Raw genomic sequence first — 24,570 nt, 5'->3', positions numbered from 1 at the left:
CTTATCGCAGGGGGTTGTCGAGCCGGGAGACCCGCAGCAGATGGCAGGTGTCGTAGGTCGGGCCGCAGACGATGAACACCGTGAACGTCACCGGGTGTTCGGAGGTGACCGGTTCGTTGTTCCAGAGACCAAAGCGGTGGCGGGTGCCCTCGATTGTGTAGGCGGTCGTTCCCGCAGCGAGCTGGCCCGGCTGAGCCTGACTGATGGCGGTGTCCCAGGCATTGGGGACGAACAGGGTGTCGATGGTGAGGTGCTGGGTCGTGGCGTACTGGCGCAGCTCGACCCACGCTTTCCGGGTGGGCAGGTAGGTGGCGATGTCGGAGGCAAGCCCGGCTTGCTCGGCTCCAGTGGGGTCGCCGACTGCGAGGAGAACTGAGGTGTAGTCCAGGGGTATGAATCCGGACGCGGTGTCCCAGGCAAACAGGGCGGTCGCAACGTTGCGGGCGAAAGTCTCCGGATCATCCGACCCGGCTACGACGGGCAGGCGCGGTGTCGCAGCCGGAGTCGGTGCGGCGGGTGTCGTAGCGGCTGGCCCAGGACCGGTCGAGCCGCTGTCGGTGCCGGCTGGTGTGGGTGGTCCGGTGATGAGGCCGTAGACGCCGACACCGGCCAGCACGAGAACTGCCGCTACTGCGGCGAGCACGGCGATCCACCGGCGACGGATGCGGGGGTCAGTGAGGTCGGGTGTCTTCATGCTCCGTAGGTGCACTACAGGAACCCAGCGGCCCGAAGAGTGGCGCGGAGAAGTCAGAGGGCGCGTAGGTGACCGCGGACGGGCGCGAGGTCGCTGCCGGTCTGTCGGTCGTGGGCGGCACGTAGCTCGTCCGCGAACCGGCCAGTCCCGGCGACGGTGGTCAGGAAGGACCCGATCTGTTCGTCGCTGAGTTCGGCGGCGAGTTGCTCGGCGTCGTAGTGGGTCCACCAGTCGGCCAGTTCGCCCCAGGTGAGCACGAATGCCCGCACCGGATACTGCACCGGCTCGCCACCTGCATCGGAGAGCGGGATGGGGCGGGGCGTGCGTTTCTTCGTCTTGCTGTTCTTGGCTCGGGCGAGCGCGTCGGAGGCGAGCTGGTGCAGGTCAGTCTCACGCTGATCTTGAGCGGTGGTCGCGGTGGCGCGGACGGATTCGTAGATGGGATGCACCGGTGCGCCCTCATCGATGCGTGCCAACTCAGCGGTGACGTGCGCACGGAGTTCGGTCGGTTGGGCGGGGTCGGCGGCGATGTGCTCCAGGTAACTGATCTTGTCGAGGGTCTTGTAGGAGGCGCCGCCCGGGATCCTCGCCGCGGCTTGCTCGCGGGTCTTGCCGCGTGAGCCGAGTGACGGTGGTGGAAATTTTCCACCACCGTCAGCTCCCGGCTGGTGGTCGCTGCTGAACTTGGTTGCTGCTTGTCGCCGTTCGGCGTCTTCGGCCATCAGGGTCTTCAGTTCCCGGTAGAGGGCGGCGGCCTCGGTCTGCGTCAGTGGCTTGTGCAGCGCGTTGTCGTCCTGCTCGGCCAGGAGATGTCCGAGGCGGTCGGAGATCCCGGAGCGGACCCACACGTTGACTTTTTTCCAGCCGAGACGTGTGATCGCCGCCAGTCGACGTGCACCGCACACCAGCACCCCGTCGGGCGTGATCGTGATGGGTTGCAGGAGCCCGTCGCGATCAATGGACGCAGCGAGTTCATCGATGTCGCCCAGCTCGGTCCGGTGCCGGCGTCCGACCCGAATCGAGGCGACCGTCCGCTCCAGCTCGATGAACCCCGATGGCGCGCTCACCGCGACCCACCCCCGCCAGGTTCGCGAGGTGCGGCGAGAGAGACGGCGAGGACGAGGTCGTCATCACGCAGCAGCACCGCGACGGGCTCGCCGATCAGTAGCCGTAGCAGCACGCCCCGCCCGGCAGCAGTCGCGGCGTAGGCAGGGTGGGGATTGCCCAGTACCGCTTTCAATAGGGCAGTCCAAGAGGTGCGAGGGATGTCGAGCTGGGCGCGAGCGTGCTTGTCGCGTCGCAGCGCCTCGTAGGTGGCCTGGCGGGTGCCAGCCCTGGTCAGTGCCCCGCAGACGTGTTCGATCCCGGCTCGCGCGGTCGACGGCGGCCAGTCCAGCAGGGTGAAGAACGCGATGGCATCCTCTACCGCAGCCGACGCCGAGGTGGACGCCCCTGCCGAGGGCTCGTCCTCACCTTGGCTCTTGCCGTCGCCGGTTGGCGTTGGATCGGTGACGTGGAACGCGGGGTCGTAGTCGATCAGGGGATTGTCGCGGTCGCTGAAGCGTTCCGGGTCGTGGAATGCCGACACGTGCGGGCGTCGTGCCTGATGTACCGAGCACAGCAAGCCTTGGGCGCGTTCCTCGAAGATGCAGGTGATCCGCACCGCATGAGTGATTACCGCCCACGGGTCGATCGCGGTCCGGGCGGCCCGGGTGCGCATCACGTCGAACGCTGCGGACGCGGCCTCCCACGGGTCCAACCCGTGCTTGCGCGCCAAGGGCGCGTACTTCTCGGCTACGAACTCCATCAACTCGGCTGCCATTGGGTCGCGTCGCCATGCGCCGGGCCCCGAGGCGTGGAGCCGGCGCAGCAGGGCTCGTAGGCCTTCGCTGGTTGTGAAGTCCTCGACGCTCTCAGTCGGGCGCTCGGTGGTCGTGTGCGTGTTCTCGGTCATGGTCAGGGCACCTCCTGACACACAGGTGCGCACGCGCCTCCAGCAGACGTCATCGGTGACGTGTCGGTGCTGGGGGCGCGCATCGTCAGCTCACCTCAGCCCGATCCCCGAACGCGTCACCCAGGACTGTGACCCGTCCGAACGCCCGAAGTCCGACACCGGCGGTAAACGCCGTGCCCGCTCGGCCTCGACGGTTTGTACGTCGCTGATCCTGCGTCTGCCCGCACGGACCGCCTGACCCGGGAGGCTACGGGTGCGGCGGGCCAGCTCGACCTCGAAGTCGATACCCCGACCCGCCAACGTGGCACCGTGACGAGCCATCAGGTCGGTAGGTCGCACCCACTCCACACCTCGCACCCGTCGGACGGACGCTCCTGTCGGCGACGTGTCGCTACCGGGACGGCTGATTCTTGCGGCCTGCACCGCCGCCGGGGTCTCTGTCCTGTCGGCATGCTCCGATGAGGCGGGGGTCGTATCCGGTTCGAGCGCGCGTTCATGGCGCTCGGGTGGCTGGGCGGGATGGCTGCTCATGAGTTTTCTGCTTCCTCGACGTCGGCATCTTCGGTGTCGTCGGGAAGGTGCGCGCTGGCGAACCACCGGCCCACGGTCGAGGGATGTACCTGGAGCTCGCGGGCGATCTTCTTGTTTGACCACCCCCGGCCACGTAGCTCCCGGGCATGGTCGCGCCGATCCGCGGCAGCAGCCGCGTGGAGCGGTGCTTCCTCAAAAGCAGAGAGCCGTCTCAAGAGCGTGTTCCCAAGGCGCAGCGGCGGTGCGAGGCTTCGTTGCGCGGTCGTGGTGCCTGAGACTTCCGGCGTCTCCTCAACGGGTGACGGCTCCCCAGCGGTGGGGAGGGGGCGGGTGAGGGTGACGGTCAGATGGGTGATCGCCAGCAGCACAACCGGCGGGACTGCCGCCACACTCGCGGCCAGCACACCTGGGACATCGGCATCGGCGGCGACGACGGCGTGGATTGCGTTCGCGGTCACAGACACGGCGGCCCCGCCGATCAGTAGCGCCCACGGGTACCAGGCTGACCGCTGTCCGGCCATGGCGACGACGGCGACCGTGGCGACAACGATGATCCCGTCCACGATCAGCGGCCAAGCCCACGCTTGTTCTTCACCGATTCCGGACCGGGCGGCAAGATCCGCCAACGCCGTGAAGCTGAGCCAGAACGCCCCCGCAGCGATGAACACCGTCCCGGCTACAGCCGTCACTACCGCCCAACGTCGGCCCGCCTGCTTGTCGAGACTGGAGGCGGCCATCACAGGACCCGCGTATTCGACGGGCCCGAAGCAGCAGGGTCCCTGGCAAACCAGGTGCCCGCCTCTGGCGGTGCCGACGCTTGCACGGAGGACGCGGACGCGTCCCTGTCGGGGTGAGCGGCTCGGTAGGCAGAACGGATGGTCGCGATGATCTCCTGTTCACCCAAACCCGCATCCGAAGCAGCAGCGCCCAGTACGTCGAGGGCATCGGAGGTTGGTAGGCCGTTCTCCGCGAGCCGGCACGCAGCCCAGAACAGGCTGCGGTTCCGCTCACCCTCCGCGCGTCCAGCGACCCATCTCGCCAACCGCGACACATCCGCACCTCGCCGCTGAGCAGAATTCGTCGGCTCGCGAAATGTGGGGCGCGGGTCGAAAAAATCCCGCAACCGATCCGAATCGAGCACCGCGGCGGTTCCGGCGCTGACCCGCCGCAACCGATAACCGACAACGTCTCCGGCGATGGACATCCGTGAGGGTGGGACGACGATGTATCCGCCGTCGCCACGGAAGTCGATCCCCGCGCGCGCCGCCTGCCAGGATCGTTGGACCTGAACAGGCGTGGACCGGTAGTAGGCGTGCATCCCACCGGACGGCGTGGATACCAGGAGCTGCCACCCGTCCAGCAGATCCGCTCGATGGGCGCGCGAGAAACCACGGAACCCATCGACAGGGCCATGGACATCGACATCGACCACGACCATTCCCGAGGGTGCGCCGGTCGGGACGCCGATGTTCGCCCCAGGAGACCGGCCCCACCATGCGGCGACTCGGTCGGCGTCGGTGGTGGCGTCGTGGAAGCCGTGTTCGGTCAGCGGTCGTTTCCCGCCCGGTATGCACGGGAACACCGGTACTCCCACGCGAGCCAGCTCTTCGGCGGCAGCAGGCAACGACTGCGGGCCGGATGCTCGCGTCAGCGCACGGGCGAACACGTCTGGGAAGACCATTACAGGCCTCTCTCTCGCGCCGTTGCGGTCGCTACGGTCGTGACCCGCGGGCTAGCGTCATGTAGCAACGCTGCGCGTTCGGGCGCTGACCGTTCGCTACCGGACTGGGTTCGTTGCGGTGTCTCGCGGTCCAAGCCCGGCGGGGTGCCGTCCCCGATCTGGGTGGTATCGAGCTGGTCGAGGATTCCCATCGCGATCTTGCGAACCCGCTCACCGGTGGTCTTGACGATCTCGACCGGCTCCTTGCCGTCGACCCTGGCCGCCCAGGTCGACACGTACGGAATCGTGTAACCAGAAGTGTCCATGCCGTGGGCAGCGCCGATCATCAGCGCGACCGACTCTGCCTCGACCTCTCCGATGCCACGGTGTTGCCGAGCGGTCTCGGCATCGGGGCCGTGCATGAGCACATGACCGAGTTCGTGAGCGAGAGTCTTCACCTGCGCGGACGGGTCCATATTTTCGCGCACCGCCACCGTCTTCGCGGTGTAGTCCGTCATCCCGTTGGCGCCGTGGATCATCCCCTCGTGTGGGACCCGCAGCACCTCAAACCCGCGCTCCTCTACCAGGGCTGCCAGTCCGCCCCACAGACCGGCAGGTGCTTCGCCTTCCAGCAGGCGTGGTGAGGGCGGTTCCGGGATTGGGTCCCCAGCCGTCTGCGCGACATCCCACACGTAGGCAGGGCGGGCGGCGATCATCTTCGACCGCACTGCCTCGCCCGGCCGGGGCTGCTCGCCCTTCCCAAGCCGACGCCATGAATCGGAGGCAGCGGGATTCGATGAGGCGAAGCGTCCCGTTACCGGGGCGAAGATCATGTATCCCGGCTGGCTCTTCTCCACCTGACGGCCCAAACCCTGCCACTGTCGATACCCCGCCACGTACGACGGCATCGGGTCGGGCACCCGGCCCGCCTCATACGCGGCCTCATGCTGTGCCCAGATCAGCAGCGTGTTGGAAAACGATCGCGCCCGAAATCGTGCCGCGAACGCGAGCGCCCGAGCCCAGTCATCACCGGAGACGAGCTGTTTCACAGCGCCGGTCAGGCGCTCAAGCAGCTCGTTGAGCTTTGCCTCCCGCGCCTCCTGGGATTGATCCCGCGTTCTGGCCATGGCCTGGTCTCCTCCCGATACCCTGAGCACCGGGCCGATTGGGCTCGGTGACCAACAGGTACGCCGGGGTCACCAGAAACGAGAGACGGACAACAAACAAGCGATGTGACCGTCGGGCGCGGCGGTGAACCCAACGAGTCTTATCCGGACTACCAGTCGAACAGCCGCCTCGGGCGGAGCTACGGGTGAGATGCGGATACTCGTACCTCAGATGCGCAGATTTGTATCAGTGCTTACTCTCTGAATTTGCCCTGACTGAGTTGCCGGTATCGAACTGGTGTTACTCCGACGGCCTCGCGGAAGATACGGGAGGCGTGGCCTCGGCTTTGCCAGCCGACCTGGCGCATCGCTGCTTCGACAGGTGTGTCGGTCTCCCGCAGCAGGCGCGCCAAGTTCTCGGCGCGCACTGTCGATAGGTAGGTCATTGGCGTCTTGCCGTAGGCGTCCACGAAGACCCGGCCGAGTTGCGACGGCGACAAGTGCACGGCAGATGCGAGATATTGAAGCGTCCACCGCTCCTCGGGCCGGTCGCGAAGCAATTCCAGCGCCTGCCGAGCTTCAGCGCGCAACGGCGCGAACTGGCGAAGCGACGGGGGACCGGGCAGGCGGGAAGTCTTCCGCTGGCTGGGCGTGCGGCGCACCGAGGTGGCCGTAACATACGGAATGGTCACGTCGAGCACCGCGAAAAGCAGGGCTTGCATCCGGAAGAACCGATCCGATGATGAACCGCCGATACTGAGCGCCACCAACTCGTCCAACCACGGCATGAGCATCCCTGCGCGGTTCTCGCCAAGGTGCAAAATCTGGGCGGGCTCGGAGTACAGCTCGTCAGTGAAATCCTTCGCGTCGAGCCTGTCCGCAAGCAGCGCGGCGTGTTGCCAGAACACCTGGTCGACGATGTAATCGCGATCTAGATACAGGGTGGTAACGGTGATCGACCCCTCGGGATCACTGCCGCAGAGAGTATTTGCCGCGAGTGCGACGACATCGCCCACCTTGACTGGTTTCTCGCCGAATTCGCTGAACAGAATCGCGGAGCCATCGCGAACAAAGATCAACTTCACGCAGTCGTAGGCGACCGGGGCGATGGGGGCATGGATTGTTCGGCTTCGAGCCATCAACGGCTCGAAGCCGACCTCCCGAGTCGATTCGTGAGACACCAGGCGCTGTTCAGTGGGAGTCCACTACAGCGGCCCAAGCACATCGCCGACGGGCGCGTTGAGTTCGAGGCTCTTGAGAACAGTGAGCAGTTGCCGCTCCTCATAGGCAAAATGGGTTTCCATCACGGCGGCCACGCCGTCTAAGTGCATGGCAAGTTCGGCTGGAGATGCGGAGTGGTCGACGGCATTGCGAAGTTCGCTGAGCAAGTGGGCGATCATCGAGTGATCTTGTTCGAGTGCTCGCAGCACCGGGGCAAGCTCAGGGTGAGCGGCCTCGATCGCAGGAAACAACGCGCGGTCTTCGCCTCGATGATGCCCGTCTAGGGCCGCGCAGAACCCGTGGCAGTAAAGCAGTAAGTCTCCGGTCGCATCACGGGAAGACTCCCCGATTCGAACCGCAGCCTGCGCGAGATGAAGAGCCTCTCGCAGCCGGCGATGGACGTCACGTAGTTCTTTGCTCCAGGCGACAAGCCTGGTCGTCTCGCGATCAGTCACGCGAGGACGAAGGGCGCGATGAGTGCATCGTCATTCCTTCAGGTCCCACGCCTCCATGCCCGGCACAGACTGCCAGCGCACGCGACGCTACCTCCACCTTAGACGACGACGCACGGATGCAAGAGATCGAGAAGGCTTCACGAAGTTGCCGAAATGCGTGCACGGCTCTACAACCGTCGCTTACGTGGTGGATTTGGGTCGATGTTGGTCTCATGTGGGACCACGATCGAACGGACACGTGATCGCGACTTCAGGGGCGGGCGGTAGCCGGGAAGCCGGTCCATCGCAGCTCGGGGGATAGATGGCTCATCTCGTTGAACATCGTTATGCCAGGTGGGAGACCGGGGCGGTAGTCGATGACGGTAAGAGCGGTATTGGCGCTGGAGAGGCCAAGCCAGCGCTCCGGCGGGGCATCGAGGGCGTGGCGAACGAGCCAGGCGATAGGATAGGCGTGGGTGATCAGGATCTCGTGGAGGTCGTCCTCACCTGCGGGTGTGGTGGTGAATCTGTCGATAAGGCTGTCGGCGATCTTGTTCCCGGCTTTGGCTTCTTCGGCGTCGTAGCCGTCGAAGAATGGCACCCAGGATGGTGGGGTTTCCTCAATTGAGGGCACGTAGGGCACGTGGTCGATCAGCTCGGGGGCCTCGGCGACTGGCGGGTTTCCCTTCAGGAACAGGTCGAGTTCGGCCGCAGTATCTCGTGCGCGGGGCAGCGGTGAGTGCCAGACAGCCGTGATCGGCAATTGTGAGAGACGTCGCCCGAGAAGCCTGGCCTGTTCGCGGCCGGTGTCGGTGAGTGCGCCGAATGCGTCGGCATCGCCATGCCGAGCGATGTAAAGGTACCTGATTGCCATAAGTGATTCGAGAGGTCGCATGCGAAGGTGCGTCTCTCGGTCTCCTTCCTTGAGTGGGTGTTGCGCTTCATTCGGTCAGTGGATGGTGAGGGTGCCGTTCGTGCCGTCGAGTGTGACGCGGGTGCCGTCTGTGATCAGCTCGGTGACATCGGTGATGCCGAGTACAGCGGGGATGCCGTACTCTCGCGCAACGATCGCGGCGTGTGACAGAGCCCCGCCGGCTTGGGTGACGACGCCCCCGGCGATCGTGAACAGCGGCGTCCACGCCGGGTCCGTGTGCGGGCAGATCAGAATCTCGCCCGGCTGAATACGCCCAAATTCGCTCGGGCTGCGGATGACGCGCGCCTGACCGGACGCGACTCCATGAGCCCCCGGGGTACCGATCAGCACTCGGCTATCGGGCCGGGCGCTGCGAGGTATCGGCGGAAGCGAGGCGGTTATGGGGCGAGCCTGGAGAATCCATATCTGTCCATCAGAGATCGCCCACTCGATGTCTTGGGGGCCGCCAAGAACGGAGGCGACTCGGTCTCCGAGAGTTGCGAGGTGTGCGGCAGTCTCGTCATCCAGCGTGAGCGCGGCCCGGTGGTGTGAATCAACATCGCGAGTGGACACGCCAGCGATGTCCTCGTTCCGATCCATCCGAGTCGTCTTTGTCCCGACGGTGTGACGGACAGTTCCGTTCGGGGCGACTTCGTAGGAGTCCGGTGTGACGGTCCCGCCCACAACTACGAGTCCGAGCCCCCAGCTCGCTTCGATTCGTGTAGAGCCGTTGCGGTTAGCGGGCGTGAACAGTACTCCCGATGTGTCGGCGTCGATGAGTCGCTGCACCAGCACGGCCATCGTTGATTCCGACGCGGCGCTGCTGGCATTGGTCTTAGCCCAATACTCGGTCACCCGTGCCGATGAGGCAGAGTCCCAGCAGTCGCTGATAGCGCTCAGAACGGCGTCTGCGCCACGGACGGCGAGAATGCTCTCGTACTGGCCTGCCGCCGACGCACCTGCGGTGTCCTCGTTCTCGGCCGATGAGCGTACCGCGACCGGTGGATCCCCCATTCGGGAAAGAGCGAGGTCGACCGGCTGGTAGAGCTTCTCCATCCGCGTTGCAGGCTCGGTGTGTAACGCCCGATGGGCCGCAGACGGCACAACGAACCCGTCGGGCACGGGCAGTCCGGCGCGGAGGAGTGCTCCGAGCGCTGCGGCTTTGCCTCCGCAAGCTTCGGATGACGCGTCCGTCAGATCAACCACTGTCATCTCGTTCATCAACGCTATGTTGACAACATTTTGTTGATAGCGCAAGATGTGAGACATGGACAGTAAGCATGATCCGTCTCGCACAGGTGACACGGACTACGTGGAGGCGCTACGTGAGCGTGAGGCGCAGGAATGTCTCCTGGAGCTTGGCGCCGATGAGTTGACACCGCGGCCCTGGCGACCTGAGCCTGCTCCGCCCACTGCGGTTGACCTCACGCAGTTCGCTCTCTGGCGCTCTGAGAGCCTCAGCGCAGACGGTGTACTGAGCGCGCTTTCGCTTCTTCCCGCGGCGCGGTCCGAAGTCGAGGGCGTCGAGATCGGCTTGCTCTTCACTGCGCGCAATGCCGGGCTTACGTGGGCACAGATCGCTGAGGCAACGGGGTTTCGCTCGCCGCAGGCGTGTCAGCAGTACTACACCCGATTGAGTGCGCGGCAAGGCGAGCAGGCATGACTCATCGGTCGCCGTCCGGTCTACGAATCCTGCACGCCACTAGGCTGCTTGGTTTTTCCGGAGCTGGCGAGATCGCCGACCGTGCCGGCGCAGCCGAGGACGAAACGCAGAAGTTTCTCCGAGAAGCCGAAGGAAAAGGCTGGACGAATGAGATGGCCTTCGCAGACCTTCGTGGATGGTCGCTCACCGATGAAGGCCGCGTTGAGAATGAACGTCAGCTCGCACGGGAACGCGGTACCGTCGACCCCGAGAGGGTGATCGAGGCCGTGCATCGCAGTTTCCTGCCGCTGAACGTCCGCCTTCTGCGCGCCTGCACCGACTGGCAGCTTGCCCCCGTAACGGAAGATCGTTTCGCTCCCAACGATCACTCCGATCCGGAGCGAGATGAACGCATCCTGACCGAACTCGCTGCTCTCAGTGCTGCGCTCACGCCGCTGGTCGATCGGCTCACCGCAGTGTTGGCCAGATTCGGCGGCTACGACACCCGTTTTGAAACGGCTCTGCGTCTGGCGCGGAGCGGACAACATGACTGGGTCGACAAAGCGAGCATCGACTCGTGCCACCGCGTCTGGTTCCAACTCCATGAAGACCTCGTCGCAACGCTCGGCATCGACCGCAGCACTGAGGGAGCAATCAACCCTTCCTAGCGCAAAACCGATACGCCGGTGCCACGCCGTCGCCTGTCACGCATTTCTGGGGGAGACGAGCGGCAGGATTCGTCGATCGGAGACATCTCGACAGTCTCGGCGATTGGTTAGGCGCGAGACTTCCGGCAGGTTGATCTCTCGGCGTCCGCAAGGGTCTGATCGCCTGGCAGGCTCATGCGCCACATCAATCACGACCAGTGATTTGTCGCGCGCTGGGAGCCCGCGGATCGACCCCACTCGGACTCCCTGAGCAGCTGCCGTCCGAGCTGCCACGCCTCTTGCAGGTCGAGGACTGCCGCATGCCAGACTGAACGCACCAGTGCGGCAGGAGGCGTGATGTACGTTCCGAGTCTTCAAGATGCTGTGACCCGGTACGCGACGAGTCTCGCCGTGCCTTCGATGCTGGAGAAACTGCATCCGCGCACCCGCGGAAATCCGGGCAACGCGGGCGCCCTCGCACCCGCGATAGTCCTCACCTCGGTGTCGGCATTCGAGGGTTTCGTCGAAGAGTTCGTGGCGCTCGTCGCTGCTCACCGAAACCAGAGCTTTGGACAGATCGCCAAGTTGGTTTCCATGAACAACCCGACTGTGAAGGTGTTCGATGAGAAGCTCCGGCAGGTACTCGCCTGGGGAGATGGGACGAGTTGGAAGACACCCTTTACGGTGAACGTATGGAAGCCGCCAGCGATCGGTGACTCGTCATGGATCGGGAAGCAAACACTCTCTTGGGCGGACGCGGAGACGCACGCCGAGGGCTGGATGCAAGTCCGTCATTGCCTGACGCATGGACTTGCGCGCGGATTTCGCTCCGAAGTGTGGCCGGGCCCGCTCAGAGGCACCGTATCGGCATCGAGTGTGCTGCGTCCGAGGAGCAATGGCAAGCATTCATTGTCAGTCCATGGCGCGGAATCGTGCGCACATATCTATCGGGTATGCGCCCAACGCCTTGCTGACGAAGCGGCCTCCTTCATCAGCCACCCCGCACTGGACTGGTCGAAAGTGCCGGACTTCAAGCTCTAGTTGCTTCGACAGGCACACCTACAGTGTGTGACGGTTTCGATGCGGGTCATGTCCGCGGGCGACGGATACAAGTACCTGTTGCGCACGGTCATCGCCGGGGACGGCGACCGCTCGTTGAGCACACCCTTGACGCGCTATTACGCGGAGGAAGGCACGCCTCCGGGCCGTTGGCTCGGTTCCGGCGTTACCTCGCTTGGCGGGCAGATCGTGGAGGGCGATCAGGTCTTCGAAGCCCAGCTCGAACTCCTCCTCGGGCTCGGCCGCCACCCGGTCACGGGTGCCCCGCTCGGGCTGGCGTATCCGGCTTACAAGTCGGTGGCCGAGCGGATCGAGGAACGGGTCACTGCCCTCGATCCCGAGCTTGGACCGGCGAGCCGCGCGGAGGCGACCGCCGCAATCGAGGTCGAGGAGTCCGCGCGCGGGGTGCGGCGGCCGGTTGCGGGCTACGACTTCACCTTCTCGATCCCGAAGTCCGCCTCGGTGCTCTGGGCGGTCGCGGACGCGGGCACGCAGGCGCTTATCGCGGACGCGCATCATGCGGCGGTTGCGGAGGTGGTTGCGTTCATGGAGCGGGAGGTTGCAGCGACCCGCACGGGCGCAACCGGACGCGACGGGGCGGTTGCACAGGTCGATGTCCGTGGCCTGGTCGCTACCGCGTTCGATCACTACGACTCCCGGGCGGGCGACCCGCACCTGCACACGCATGTCGTCATCTCCAACAAGGTGCAGACCGTCCTCGACGGCAAGTGGCGCTCCCTCGACGGCCGGCCCATGCACACCGCGACGGTCGCCCTGTCGGAGGTGCACGAGGCCGTGTTCGCGGATCATCTGACCCGGATGCTCGGCGTCGAGTGGGAGGCGCGGGAGCAGGGGCGGGATCGGAACCCGGCGTGGGCGGTCGCGTCGGTGCCGGAGGATCTGGTCAAAGAGTTCTCGACCCGTGCTCGGCACATCGACGCCGAGACGGATCGCCTCATTGCCCGCTACGTCACAGAGCACGGCCGCAGGCCGTCGCCGGCGACGATCATGAAGCTTCGCGCCCAGGCGACGCTCTCCACCCGCCCGGAGAAGGAGGTGCATTCGCTCGCGGACCTCACCGCCTCCTGGCGGCGTCGCGCCGGGCAGGTGCTCGGCTCGGACGCGACCGCGTGGGCGCGGCGGGTGGCGGTGAACGAGGCGCCGTTGTTGCTGCGCGCTGACGACATCCCATTGGACGTGATCGCTTCCTTGGGCGGGAGCGTGGTCGAGGCGGTCGGTGAGAAGCGCTCCACCTGGCGGCGGTGGAACCTGATGGCCGAGGCTGCGAGGCAGACCACCGGCTACAGGTTCGCCACGACTGAGGATCGAGAGGCCGTCGTCGGTCTCGTGGTCGACGCGGCCGAGGCGGCCTCGCTGCGGCTGACGCCGCCGGAGCTCGCGTCGAGTCCGGTGGTGTTCCAGCGGCCGGACGGCACCTCGGTGTTCCGGCCGAAGCACTCGGTCGTGTTTTCCTCGGAGGTGCTGCTGGCGGCCGAAGACCGCCTCCTCGAGCGCGCCCGCACCACGACCGGCCCGACCGTGCCGCTCACCACGGTGGAGCGGATCGCACGCCGGCCCGACCGGCACGGCCGCACCCTCGGCCCAGACCAGGCTGACACGCTGGCGAAGATCGCCCTCTCCGGCCGGCTCATCGACGTACTCGTGGGTCCTGCCGGAGCCGGGAAGACGACCGCGATGAACGCCCTGCGGCGGGCATGGGAACACGAGCACGGGCACGGCAGCGTGGTCGGGCTGGCGCCGTCTGCGGTCGCGGCGCAGGTCCTCGCCGATGACCTCGGGATCGCCACGGAGAACACGGCGAAGTGGTGGCAGAACCACCTCATGTACGGCGAGACGTTCCGCAAGGGACAGCTCGTCATCATCGACGAGGCATCCCTGGCCGGAACGGTCTCCCTCGACCGCATCACCGCGCAGGCCGTCGAGGCCGGGGCGAAGGTGCTGCTCGTCGGGGATTACGCCCAGCTCCAGTCACCGACCGCGGCCGGCGCCTACGCGATGCTCGTCCACGACCGCGACGACGCCCCCGAGCTGGTCGACATCCACAGGTTCAGGAACGAGTGGGAGAAGTCCGCCTCGCTTGGTCTGCGGCACGGGGACACCGCGGTCATCGACGCCTACGCGACGCACGAGCGCATCATCGAGGGCGAAACCGAGGCGATGGTCGAGGCCGCCTACGCCGCCTGGCGCGCCGACACCCTCGACGGCAAAGCGAGCGTGCTGGTCGCAGACTCCAACGAATCCGTGCTGTTGCTGAACGAGCGTGCCCGTGCCGAGCTGATCCTGGACGGCACGGTGAGCGCCCGCCGCGAGGTCGAGCTGTACAACGGCCAGCGCGCTGCGGCCGGCGATACCGTCATCACCCGCAACAACGACCGCCGCCTCCGCGCCGGGCGCGGCTGGGTCCGCAACGGCAACAGGTGGACGGTCACCGAGGTCCGCGATGACGGCTCCCTCACTCTCCGCAGAGCCGGCCAGCGATGGGGCGGTTCGGTCGTGATCCCGGCCGACTACGCGGCCGAGCATGTCGAGCTCGGCTACGCGATCACCTCCTACCGGACGCAGGGCGTCACCGTGGACACCTCGCACGTCCTGGCCGAGGCGACGACCACGCGGGAGAACTTCTACGTCGCCATGACCCGCGGCGCCGAGGTCAACCACGCCTACCTCGCCGTCGACCGGCCCGACGACGCGCACGACGGGCCGCCGAGCGAGGCGACCGGGCGCGGCGTCATGGCCGCGATCCTCCAGCACGCCGGTGCCGAGCTCTCCGCCCACGAGACCATCGCCGCCGAGCAGGATGCCTGGGGCTCGATCGCGCAGCTCGCCGCCGAGTACGAGACGATCGCCGCCGCAGCCCAGCGCGACCGATGGGTGCTCATCATCCACGCCTCCGGACTCAACGACGACGAAGCCGAGGCGGCGATCAGCTCCCCGGCGTTCGGCGCGCTGACCGCAGAGCTCCGCCGGGCCGAGGCGAACCATCACGACATCGAGACGCTGCTGCCGCGCCTCGTCAGGGCGCGGGCGTTCGGAGATGCCGACGACATCGCCGCCGTCCTCCACTACCGCGTCGCCCGAGCAACCACCCGCCCCGCCGGCTCCGGTCGGGCGCGGAAGGCGCCCCGCCTGATCGCCGGGCTTATCCCGGAGGCCACCGGCACCATGAGCGCCGAGTTCCGACAGGCGCTTGCCGAGCGGCAGGAACTTATCGAAGCCCGCGCGAGTGTGATCCTCGACACGGCCCTTGAAGACGGAGATAGTTGGGTCGCAGGGGTCGGCGCACCGCCGAAGAACGCTCGGGCCGCAGCGGCTTGGCGGCGTCACCTGCTCACGGTCGCCGCGTACCGCGACCGCTACGGCGTCACCGGCTTTGCACCTCTCGGCGCGCCCGCTGAGAGCGACGCGCAGAAGCTCGACGCAGCTCGGGCTTCGGCTGCACTTGGCCGAGCGCGGAGCCTGGCCGATCGAGAACAGAGTGGTCAAGACCCGGCGTATCATTCGACCCTCTCCCCGGCCATACCACCACTTTGAATGTCGGAGGTCGCCGGTAGCCTGGACGGTGAGATGAGTTACACCTAACCGCGCCCGTGGCGCAAAGGAGCGCCAGCACGCATGAGACGCAGAGCAGCACGACGACCTCGTCCAGACGACCGACAATCCGGCGAAGGGGTGTCCTCGAGGCTCAAAGTTCCCTCGGATCATGCGGCGCCGAACGAGTTTCTGTCCGTGGGACGGGTCGGGCTGGAGGAGCGCGGATGACTGAGACCGCCCGGTCGTGGTTGAACAGCCTGACCAGCCTCTACACGCCGACCTCGATGCAGTTCGATGCGGCAAAGAGTCATCGAGCGTCGATCGAGTCGCGGCTGGAAGCGTTTCTCGGAGTGTACGAGATGTTCGAGATCGGTTCGTTGCGCCATGGAACGGGGGTATGGCAGCACAGCGACGCGGACTACATGGTCTCCCTCAAGGGGGTGCGGCCGTCGTCGCCGTGGACGGTGCTGAACCGGGTCACGGAGACGCTGCAGGCACGGTTCCAGGGCACGACAATCGTGGTCAGCCGCCCAGCGGTCGTCTGCTACTTCTCCGATGGAGTTGTTGAGGTCGTTCCCGCTTATCCCTCGGACAGCGGCTACTGGATCGCTGACCCCGCGGACGGCTGGATGAAGTCGCATCCGAAGTCGCACAACAAGTACGTCAACGACGTCAACACAAGGCACAATGGGGCGGCTAAGACGCTCGCCCGACAGCTTAAGATCTGGAAGTACCTCCGCAACGTCCCGATCTCTTCTTGCTACCTGGAGATGCGGGCCGCCAAGCATCTCGACGGGGAGTCGGCGTACCTGCCGTTCTGGGATCTCTATCTCGCTCTCGACAAGATGTATGACGCGAATCTGGCAGCGATGAACGACCCCACCGGCCTCGGCTCGCGGTTCGGGGCGTGCTCGTCAGAAGCGAAGCGCCTTGACGCACTCTCCAAGCTCGGCTCTGCCGTCGTGCGGGCGAACAATGCCAGAGAGTTCGAATCGGACGGAAAACACGCCCAAGCGATTGAGCAGCTGAAGCTGCTTTTCAACAGGTAGCGCCGGCTATGAATGAGTCCAATGACTACACGCCACCTCTAACAGGAGCGACGCTTCTCCGCCGTCAGGATGAACTCGACGCGCTGCGCCTGCTGATCGCTCAGAAGCGCCTCTACTCACGCGCGAAGCGGTGGGTCTCGATCCGCTGGTTCGGGATGCTCATCATCGGGTTGGCCGCGCCGATCGTCGCGGTGATCTGGCCGCAGAGCAGCGTGGTGCTGGGGAGCATCGCGGGAGCGTGGTTGTTCCTGGGACGCACGCTGCTGATGCATGTCCAGAAGAAGAGCACCGAACAGGCAGCCGCGGTGCAGGAGCAGTTCGACTTCTACGTCTACGAGATGTCGGCGGGGACTCCGCGCCCAAAGCTCCCGTCTCTTGAAGACATCTCCCTCGCTGCAGGGCCCGATTCTGAGCTTGCCGCCGTCGCCGCGCGCGAGAAGATGCTCGGATGGTACGTCGTCGCCGATGATGATCCCGGCGCGGTCGCCGTCGCGATCGCGCAACGCTCGAACGCCGCCTACAGCTACCGCTTGCTGCGGTTCACCGGCATCATCTGGTCGGTGGTCGCCGTGATCTGGGCGGGGGCGCTCACCACGATCTGTGTCGTCACCGGGCTGACGCTCGTGACCTTCTTGCTCGGTGTCGTCCTGCCATTGCTGCCCGCGTTCCTCGACGTTACTGAATACATCGTTGGGATTGTTCGCTCAGCCAGGGATCGTGAGGCCCTCTACAGAGAGATCGAAAGCAGGATCGGCAACACGGACGAACCGATCACCGGGGAGAACCTGCGCGTCTGGCAAGAGTCGCTGTTCGAACTGCGCCGCGACGCCCCGACCGTCCCAGACCTCATCTACAAGCTTCAGCGTGGAAAGAACGAGGCGGCCATGTCGTCCGCTGCCTCGCAGCTGAGCAAGCGTGCGCGCGCGGAGGGCGAATGACTACTACAAGCCAAGCGATGGCACAGTTTGTGACCGACATTTCGGTCACGGACTACCAGAAGACGTCAATCATCAACGCACGCACAGACCGTGTCGTGGAGAACCTCACCGCTGCCTTCCCTGCCACGAGCGATCTGCCGTTCAGTCGCGCGATTCTGATGGGCTCGGCCGCGAAGGGCACCATCGTCCGGCCTATTGACGACATCGACGTCCTGGCGGTCTTCTCCAACGTGAACGGTGCATGGAACACCTACCGCTATGACTCGCAAGCGTTCCTCTACCGCGTACGCCGTGCCTACAACGGGTTGTCGACGGCGCAGGTAGGCGCTCGCGGACAAGCCGTCCGCATCTTCTTCAACAACGGCGGCCATGTCGATGTGGCTCCCGTGTTCTCTCACGGCAACGACGTTTACGGACTGCCAGGCGGCGATGGCGGGTGGATCAACACGGCCCCCATCGTGGCGAACGCATGGTTCGCCCAGAAACACGCCGACCTCGGGTACAACCTGGCGACGCTGGTGCGGCTCCTGAAGAAGTGGAACAGCGCGCACTCGAAGCGGCTCCGTTCCTTCCACCTGGAAACGATCGCCGCGAGGACGTTCAAGACACTCGGTGGCAACAGGCAGAGCGCGCTCGCTAGCTTCTTCGAGTGGGCGCCGTCGCATCTTGACGTCAGTGATCCTGGCGGTCAGTCCGGAATCCTCAGCGGCTATCTCACTTGGACCGCCCGCCAGGAAGTGATCCAAGGACTCGGCTCGGCGGCGGAGCGCGCCCGCAAAGCGACCGAAGCTGAAGCCCGAGGGGATCACGATGAAGCGAAGCGTCTCTGGCGAATCATCCTGGGCTCCAGTTTCCCGAACTAGACGCGGACGCATACCACCGCAACGCCGTCAGATCTTCGCTCGCGGCAGTTGCCACGTTCCCCGTCTACGACGACCCCGTTGGTCTTGCTCTCAAAGTTGATCCTCATCGGCCAGAAGCAGGTGCTCGAATGGGCTTCTTATGATCACAGCGGATGGGCCGCCGCAACCATGCCGTCCACTTCGACACCAAGGAAGAGCTCGCCCCGGCGCTCTCCGCCGACGCGATCAAGTTTTACGAACGGATCGACTGGAACGGCAACAACGGCTGGCATGACGACTACGGCAAGCGCGACGCGCTCCGCGACCTCCGCAGGCTCCGCGAGATCGGAGAGTTGGACCCGGACGACCTCGCCGGACACATGATCGGACGCCACGGCAACACCGCCATCCGCAATCTCCTCGAACTCGCCAAGAAAGTCTGAGCGCCGGCACCCGCCCCGAGATCTTGGGTTGCCGGCGCCGTATACGGGGGAGTGAGCCCCCTTACGGACGTCTGCGGCGCGTCGTACCCTGAACTTGAGGCAGCGTTCCACATCGCGCAGGTCCTTCGGGACACTCCCTTCGGGGCCACTCATCAAGATCTACCTCCTCGACGGAGAGACACACCTGATGAGAGGCCCGACCATGCTTCGACTGCTCTGGGCGCTGAGCGTCCGCACCCGCTACTTCCTTCGGCGTTACATGCCCACCAATATCCTGCTGGACCTGATCCGCACCCGCCGCGGCCTGAAATGGGGCGTCCCCGCGATGCTTTTGGCTGCGCCCTACCTGCTCGCCGCGAGCATCTGCGTCAACCTGATCGCAGACGGTGGCCCGGGCTGGCTCAACCTGCTCGTGTTGCTGTTCTGCTGGAACGCGCTCAAGTTCATCGCGATCGGCCCGGTGAGCCTGTTACTCCTGGCTCGAACCCGGCTGCGTGAACACCGCGAAGGTCGAGCCCTTCGGGGGAGTGGGATCAGCAGCGCCGCAGGCTCCCTCTGACTGACGTCATCGCTCGTCATCCGCTTCGGGCAAGGCCCGGTACCCGCCGACGACAGCATCGCACGCCGAGGGCTTCGAGACTGGAGGGATGAACGATGACCCACAGCCCGGCTCCCACGGGCTGGAACCACTCCTGAACATCAACCAACTTGCCGACTACCTCGGCGTCCCCGTCTCGACTATCTATGACTGGCGCGCCAACGGAAAGGGCCCCCGCGCCTACCGGTTCGGGAAGCGCATCATGTTCGGCGTCGGCGATGTCCGCACCTGGATGGAGGCCATGCGCGAACCCGCCGGCGCCGCCACGTTTCCCGGCGGTGCGGGGAGCGCGCGTGGGTAGGTCTCGAACCCCGATCGGCACCTTCGGAGTCATCGCCACCAGCGCACAGCCCAGCGGCAACCACGTCGCGAAGACCCGCTACCGCGACTGGCACGGCAAGAGCCGGCTCGTCCAGGCCACCGGGTCCTCGCGCTCGGCCGCCGAGCGAAGGCTGAAGCAGAAGCTCGCCGAACGCTCCCTGTACCAGCCGGGGTTCAACGGGATAAGCGCCGACAGCCCCTTCCCGGCACTCGTCGCCTACTGGATGGAAGACATGGAGATCGAAGACCGGCTTTCAAGAACCACCAGGAATTTGTACGAGCGGGACATGCGCGCCCTCGTTCTCCCGGTGTTCAAGGACCTCACGCTCCGGGAGATCGGGGTCGCCCGCTGCGACTACTTCCTCAAGCAACTCGCCAGACGCAGCTACAGCCGCGCCAAGCACGCCCGCGTCGTCCTCCGGCTCGCCCTCGCGCTCGCGGTCCGCCACGAGATCCTGCCCCGCAACCCGATGGACCACGTCTCCAGGCTGCACCGGAAGAAGACCATCCCCGACGCGTTCACAATCGCCGAAGTGCACGAGATTCGGGCAGCGATCAAGGCATGGGAGTCGCGTCGGATACTGGCGGGGCCGAGGCCGGATCGGCAACTCGGGCAGATCGTCGAGGTCATGCTCGGCACCTCCGCCCGCATCGGCGAAGTCCTCGCCATCCGCCTCCAGGACCTCGACCTGGACGGCCCGATCCCGACGGCACGGATCGCCGGGACGATCATCAGCCGCAAGGGCGAGACGACGCACCGGCAGGAACACCCGAAGACGGATCGCTCGGTTCGCCGCGTCGCGCTGCCGTCATTCGCGTTGCAGGCGATCCACTCGCGCCTTCTGCGTAGCGGCGACACCGAACCAGGCGCGCTGCTTTTCAGCACGCGAGTCAGGACACCGCACACGACGAACAACATCCGCCGGCTCCTCCGCGAAGTGATGGATGACGCTGGAATCGAGAACGTCACCCCGCACCGATTCCGCCGCACCGTCGCCACCGTCGCCAACGACGCCCAAGGCGCGCTCCTCGCCTCCGAACTCCTCGGGCACACCGACCCGCGGATCAAGATGCAGCACTACATCCAGCGAAACGAGACCGTGAACCCCGCCACCGCCGAGCATCTTGAGCGGGCCTTTGGCAGGGCCGGGTGAGTGTCGAGAGATCTTGCGGCCGCCGTGGGGGAGGACCGTGACCTTCGCCGCGACGTCGGGGGTCGGCTAGACACTGGTTGCAGGCCCCGAGGCGCTCCGAAGTTCGACGGCGCCGGCACCCTAGAATGAGCGGGGAGGACTCTACCCGATGGAATGATGCTGCGAGGAGGCGTGATGGCTGGCTTAGGGGAACACATCACTGCCATGGTCCGCAGTCACGCGTCCGGTGACGACTCAGCGTTCTACTCGGTCGCCCTCCAAGTCGCCGCACGAGAAGCACGTCAAGGGCACCACTTGCTTGCTGACGACATAAAGAAGGCCGTCGACGCCTCTCGGCAGTCAACTCCCCGTAGCAACGTCACCAAGCTTGCCAAGCCACGCGGCGACCTGGCAGATCTGATCGAGGTCACACACCCGGAAGTGGCCCTGAAGAACCTCGTTGGGCCAGGCGAACTCGTGGAGCGGCTCAAGCAGGTAATCGCGGAGCAAAGACAGCGAAAAACTCTGCTCGAACACGGCTTCGACCCCACGCATCGACTGCTCCTTGAGGGACCGCCAGGCACCGGAAAGACTATGACCGCCGCCGTACTCGCGCGCGAGTTATCTCTACCTATGTTCACCATTCGGCTCGATAGCTTGCTCAGCAAATATATGGGTGAGACCGCAGGCAAGCTGCGACTCGTATTTGACGCGGTTGCAGAACGTCGCGGCGTGTATCTGTTTGACGAGTTTGATGCTCTCGGAGCTGACCGCTCTGGTAACGACGTCGGGGAGGCCCGGAGAATTCTGAACTCGTTCCTGGTGTTCCTCGAACAGTCCAGCCCAGAGAGCATCGTGATAGCAGCTACCAATCACCGCTCCATTCTGGACAAAGCGCTCTTCCGGCGGTTCGACATGGTCCTCACCTATCACCTCCCCGATAAGATGCAGGCTCGATCCGTCATCAAGGGCAGACTGGGCTCACTGATCAAGGGAATGCGCTGGGACAACGTCGACACGCACATCGAGGGACTCAGCCACGCAGACCTCGTCAAGGCCGCCGAGGCGTCCGCCAAATCCGTCCTGATGCGGGGCGACTCACTCGTCACCGCCAACGATCTCATCGCTGCGCTGGACACCCGGCGAACGGCGAGCCTTGGCTGACGAGCTCCGACATCTCACCCACCTCTATGTACTCGACCGAGCACGCAATGAGGACTTCTCCCGTGGCGGGCAGGGCAATCCCAAGATTCGCCCAGTTGAGTACCGTGCCCACGGTCTCGCCATCAAGGGACAGCTTCAGGACGCCTTCTCTGACAGCGATGACGAGCGACGCAATACAAGCCTCAGCGCCGACGAACTGAAGGCCCTCGGCAGCGTCATCACTCTGGAAGGAGAAGAAGCTGCCTACCCGCTGAAGATTGAGTCGCTTCAGGCTTTCTCGCGACACCGCAAGACGCCGAAAGTGCCGCAATGGCTGCTCTTATCGGTGCAACCAGCAACAGATGCTCTGCCAGAGCGGGCAATCGTCTGGGTGGCAGACACCTATCGTCCTCAGTTCCTGAAGATATTCGAGGACTATCTCGAGAAGAAGATCACGAAGGCATCAGAAGACAAGTGGGAGACGCCAGACGGGAACCCCGCAAACCGAGCCCTTGTCGCCAATATCTCCAGGATCCGCCAAGCCATTCTCGAGGACCTCTGGCAATCCGACGGCGAACCGCCAAAGTCTGGATCCCGTTGGTGGGAACTCTGGCTAGATCCATCAGAGCAGAGCATCGACGCCCTTCAAAGGTTCGCGTCAGCTTACGAACTCAAACTGTTGGACCGCTCACTTGCTCTGAACGACAGAGTCGTCGTGTGGATCGAGGCGACATGGAAACAGCTCGAAATCCTGCCGTTCACAAACGTCCCGATTGCGGAGATTCGCCGTCCCGAGTTCGTCGACACGATCGAAGACCTACGCCCTAGCGAACAGGATGAGTACGTCGACGACCTTGCGTCCCGTGTGGTCTCAGCATCGAAGGACGCTCCGGCGGTCTGCCACCTCGATACGGGAGTAGCCCGGACACACCGACTGCTTTCGAACTCCCTTGACTCCGGAGATCTCCACACGATCATCGGGGCCTCAGGAAACGACAGGCAAGGCCACGGCACTTCCATGGCCGGCCTCGCGCTGTACGGCTCGCTGGACGATCTCCTTACTGGGACCGGAACGGTTCAGCTGCATCACCGACTTGAGTCAGTCCGAATCCTCCCGGAACCTGACGAGCCCGACACCGACCCCCTCGACTACGGAACGGTCACTGTTGAGGCAGTCGCCTTGGCCGAGATCGCAGCACAGCGCAAACGCGTGTTCTGCATGCCGATATCCAGCGATCCGGACCGTCCAGGTGTCCCAACACTCTGGTCCGCGACAGTAGACGCGCTCGCGGTTGGCACAGACATCATCCGAGATGGGAACCAACTACAACTGCTGTCCCAACCCGACCGTGATGCTAGTCGACTACTCGTCATTGCCACAGGCAACGTCGACAGCTACCAGCCGGATCACCGCCTCGAATCCGACACATCCGGCGTCGAAGATCCCGCGCAATCCTGGAACGCTCTGACCGTTGGCGCCCATACGAATCTCGTGACTTTGCCGACCGATCCGGAGTACTCGGGATGGACAGCGATGGCCGGAGAAGGTGAGCTGTCACCTCACAGTCGGACTTCGCTCCCGTTTGGCAAGAGCAGATGGCCGATCAAGCCAGACATCTGCTTCGAAGGCGGGAACGTCCTCACCGACGGCGGGTCCGGATACGAAGACCGTCACCCATTGCTCTCGCTGCGCTCAACAGGAATACACAACGACCTCGCACTCACCTCCGCCAACGCAACGAGCGCCGCCACGGCACAGGCAGCCCGCTTGGCGGCGCTCACCATGGCTCACTACCCGGATTATTGGCCAGAGACTGTTCGCGGTCTGCTTGTGCATGCCGCCGACTGGACACCCGCGATGCGGGCCGAATTCGATGCGACCGGCACGAAGAAGGAACCCAAGCTCGAACTACTGAGACGATACGGGTGGGGAGTGCCGACAGAGGACGCAGTGCTTCGTTCATCCAGACAGTCCGTCACCTTGGTCACACAAGACACGTTCGTCCCGTTCGAGGGGAACGAATACAAGATGCGCAGGTTCAGACTCCACGCGATGCCGTGGCCCGTCGAAGTGCTCGAGAGTATCGGTGCCGGCGATGTCACACTCAAGGTCACGTTGTCCTACTTTGTTGAACCGTCCGCCTCTAGGAGAGGTTGGAGGCAGCGATACTCCTACGCCTCACATCTCCTTCGGTTCGAGCTCAAGTCACCGACCGAGACCGAGACCGAGTTCATCTCCCGCATCAACCGCGACGCTGAAGACGACGAAGAATCGACTCGCAGCGCCCCGTCATCGGGCTCGGATCGGTGGTTCATCGGACCGAATCAGCGCAACCTTGGCTCCCTCCACCAAGACATCTGGGAAGGATCTGGACAAGAACTGGCGGCCAGCGGAGTGATCGGCGTATACCCAGTTGGCGGGTGGTGGAAACGCAACCATCGCAAAGACCGTCTCAACCTTCCTGTCCGCTATTCGCTGATCGTCTCCCTCAAGTCCCGTGAACAAGACGTCGATCTCTACACGCCGATCGCAACTGACCTTCAGCTTCCAATCGAGATCGATGGCGCATGACATGTTCGTGACGTTCGGAGGTACTGCACTGCTGTGAGTACCGACATCCTCAACGAGCTACATCCGGCACACTTGGGTGCATCGTCAGTCGTCGATACCCCCAATTTATGACTCGTCG

The 24,570-nt window shown here is 64.8% G+C and carries 22 protein-coding genes; 12 read left to right on the top strand and 10 right to left on the bottom strand.

Annotated features, from left to right (window positions below; all coding sequences use genetic code 11):
* Position 1: 1 nt before the first annotated feature.
* The 10 genes from MT351_RS06735 to MT351_RS06690 all read right to left on the bottom strand — a co-directional run bounded on the left by MT351_RS06735 (position 2) and on the right by MT351_RS06690 (position 9,734).
* A complete protein-coding gene (locus MT351_RS06735; RefSeq protein ID WP_243581664.1) occupies positions 2 to 694 on the bottom strand; it encodes a hypothetical protein in 693 nt (230 codons plus the stop codon).
* A 53-nt stretch (positions 695 to 747) separates the two neighbouring features.
* Entirely contained in the window at positions 748 to 1,761 is a 1,014-nt protein-coding gene (locus MT351_RS06730; protein WP_243581662.1) for a ParB N-terminal domain-containing protein, read from the bottom strand.
* Positions 1,758 to 2,648 (bottom strand): hypothetical protein, encoded by an 891-nt coding sequence (locus tag MT351_RS06725; RefSeq protein ID WP_243581660.1) that lies wholly within the window; start codon positions 2,646 to 2,648, stop codon positions 1,758 to 1,760. The genes MT351_RS06730 and MT351_RS06725 overlap by 4 nt, the downstream gene beginning before the upstream one ends.
* Positions 2,649 to 3,175: 527 nt before the next feature.
* Positions 3,176 to 3,916 (bottom strand): DUF2637 domain-containing protein, encoded by a 741-nt coding sequence (locus MT351_RS06720; protein WP_243581659.1) that lies wholly within the window; start codon positions 3,914 to 3,916, stop codon positions 3,176 to 3,178.
* On the bottom strand, positions 3,916 to 4,860 hold the full coding sequence (locus MT351_RS06715) for a bifunctional DNA primase/polymerase (RefSeq protein WP_243581657.1): 945 nt from the start codon (positions 4,858 to 4,860) through the stop codon (positions 3,916 to 3,918). The genes MT351_RS06720 and MT351_RS06715 overlap by 1 nt, the downstream gene beginning before the upstream one ends.
* Complete coding sequence (locus MT351_RS06710) at positions 4,860 to 5,966, bottom strand: ArdC-like ssDNA-binding domain-containing protein (protein ID WP_243581655.1); 1,107 nt, start codon at positions 5,964 to 5,966, stop codon at positions 4,860 to 4,862. Before MT351_RS06710 ends, MT351_RS06715 begins: the two co-directional genes overlap by 1 nt.
* Before the next feature lie 233 nt (positions 5,967 to 6,199).
* Positions 6,200 to 7,084: a helix-turn-helix domain-containing protein gene (locus MT351_RS06705; RefSeq protein WP_243581837.1), complete on the bottom strand. Its 885-nt coding sequence runs from the start codon at positions 7,082 to 7,084 to the stop codon at positions 6,200 to 6,202.
* 66 nt (positions 7,085 to 7,150) lie between these two features.
* A complete protein-coding gene (locus MT351_RS06700) occupies positions 7,151 to 7,621 on the bottom strand; it encodes a hemerythrin domain-containing protein (RefSeq protein WP_243581653.1) in 471 nt (156 codons plus the stop codon).
* Positions 7,622 to 7,871: 250 nt separating this feature from the next.
* Entirely contained in the window at positions 7,872 to 8,474 is a 603-nt protein-coding gene (locus MT351_RS06695; RefSeq protein ID WP_243581652.1) for a histidine phosphatase family protein, read from the bottom strand.
* Between the two features lie 75 nt (positions 8,475 to 8,549).
* Positions 8,550 to 9,734 (bottom strand): PEP/pyruvate-binding domain-containing protein, encoded by a 1,185-nt coding sequence (locus tag MT351_RS06690; protein WP_243581651.1) that lies wholly within the window; start codon positions 9,732 to 9,734, stop codon positions 8,550 to 8,552.
* A 438-nt stretch (positions 9,735 to 10,172) separates the two neighbouring features.
* Here MT351_RS06690 and MT351_RS06680 point away from each other — a divergent pair, with 438 nt between their 5' ends.
* The 12 genes from MT351_RS06680 to MT351_RS06625 all read left to right on the top strand — a co-directional run bounded on the left by MT351_RS06680 (position 10,173) and on the right by MT351_RS06625 (position 24,452).
* Complete coding sequence (locus tag MT351_RS06680; RefSeq protein ID WP_243581648.1) at positions 10,173 to 10,823, top strand: transcriptional regulator; 651 nt, start codon at positions 10,173 to 10,175, stop codon at positions 10,821 to 10,823.
* Between the two features lie 390 nt (positions 10,824 to 11,213).
* Positions 11,214 to 11,843, top strand: a complete 630-nt coding sequence (locus MT351_RS06675) for a hypothetical protein (protein ID WP_243581646.1) — start codon at positions 11,214 to 11,216, stop codon at positions 11,841 to 11,843.
* 48 nt (positions 11,844 to 11,891) lie between these two features.
* The gene (gene mobF, locus MT351_RS06670; protein ID WP_243581645.1) at positions 11,892 to 15,413 is read left to right on the top strand and encodes a MobF family relaxase; all 3,522 of its coding nucleotides are present in this window, start codon (positions 11,892 to 11,894) and stop codon (positions 15,411 to 15,413) included.
* A 224-nt stretch (positions 15,414 to 15,637) separates the two neighbouring features.
* Positions 15,638 to 16,462: a hypothetical protein gene (locus tag MT351_RS06665; protein ID WP_243581644.1), complete on the top strand. Its 825-nt coding sequence runs from the start codon at positions 15,638 to 15,640 to the stop codon at positions 16,460 to 16,462.
* An 8-nt stretch (positions 16,463 to 16,470) separates the two neighbouring features.
* Positions 16,471 to 17,400: an S-4TM family putative pore-forming effector gene (locus MT351_RS06660; protein WP_243581641.1), complete on the top strand. Its 930-nt coding sequence runs from the start codon at positions 16,471 to 16,473 to the stop codon at positions 17,398 to 17,400.
* A complete protein-coding gene (locus MT351_RS06655) occupies positions 17,397 to 18,263 on the top strand; it encodes a hypothetical protein (protein ID WP_279398108.1) in 867 nt (288 codons plus the stop codon). Before MT351_RS06660 ends, MT351_RS06655 begins: the two co-directional genes overlap by 4 nt.
* A 152-nt stretch (positions 18,264 to 18,415) precedes the next feature.
* A complete protein-coding gene (locus tag MT351_RS06650; RefSeq protein WP_243581638.1) occupies positions 18,416 to 18,685 on the top strand; it encodes a hypothetical protein in 270 nt (89 codons plus the stop codon).
* A gap of 202 nt (positions 18,686 to 18,887) precedes the next feature.
* Positions 18,888 to 19,244 (top strand): sulfate permease, encoded by a 357-nt coding sequence (locus MT351_RS06645; protein WP_243581637.1) that lies wholly within the window; start codon positions 18,888 to 18,890, stop codon positions 19,242 to 19,244.
* Positions 19,245 to 19,332: 88 nt separating this feature from the next.
* Complete coding sequence (locus MT351_RS06640) at positions 19,333 to 19,584, top strand: AlpA family transcriptional regulator (protein WP_243581636.1); 252 nt, start codon at positions 19,333 to 19,335, stop codon at positions 19,582 to 19,584.
* Positions 19,577 to 20,758: a tyrosine-type recombinase/integrase gene (locus tag MT351_RS20240; protein WP_243581634.1), complete on the top strand. Its 1,182-nt coding sequence runs from the start codon at positions 19,577 to 19,579 to the stop codon at positions 20,756 to 20,758. The genes MT351_RS06640 and MT351_RS20240 overlap by 8 nt, the downstream gene beginning before the upstream one ends.
* Positions 20,759 to 21,052: 294 nt before the next feature.
* Positions 21,053 to 21,901 (top strand): AAA family ATPase, encoded by an 849-nt coding sequence (locus tag MT351_RS06630; RefSeq protein ID WP_243581633.1) that lies wholly within the window; start codon positions 21,053 to 21,055, stop codon positions 21,899 to 21,901.
* Positions 21,894 to 24,452, top strand: a complete 2,559-nt coding sequence (locus tag MT351_RS06625) for a S8 family peptidase (protein WP_243581631.1) — start codon at positions 21,894 to 21,896, stop codon at positions 24,450 to 24,452. Before MT351_RS06630 ends, MT351_RS06625 begins: the two co-directional genes overlap by 8 nt.
* Positions 24,453 to 24,570: the final 118 nt, after the last annotated feature.

Origin of the sequence: Rathayibacter sp. VKM Ac-2926 (assembly GCF_022815565.1) — a bacterium.
In the GTDB taxonomy this organism is placed as follows: Bacteria; Actinomycetota; Actinomycetes; order Actinomycetales; family Microbacteriaceae; genus Rathayibacter; species Rathayibacter festucae.
Note: the sequence above shows the minus strand (reverse complement) of the source record. Positions and strands in the feature narration are given on the sequence as shown.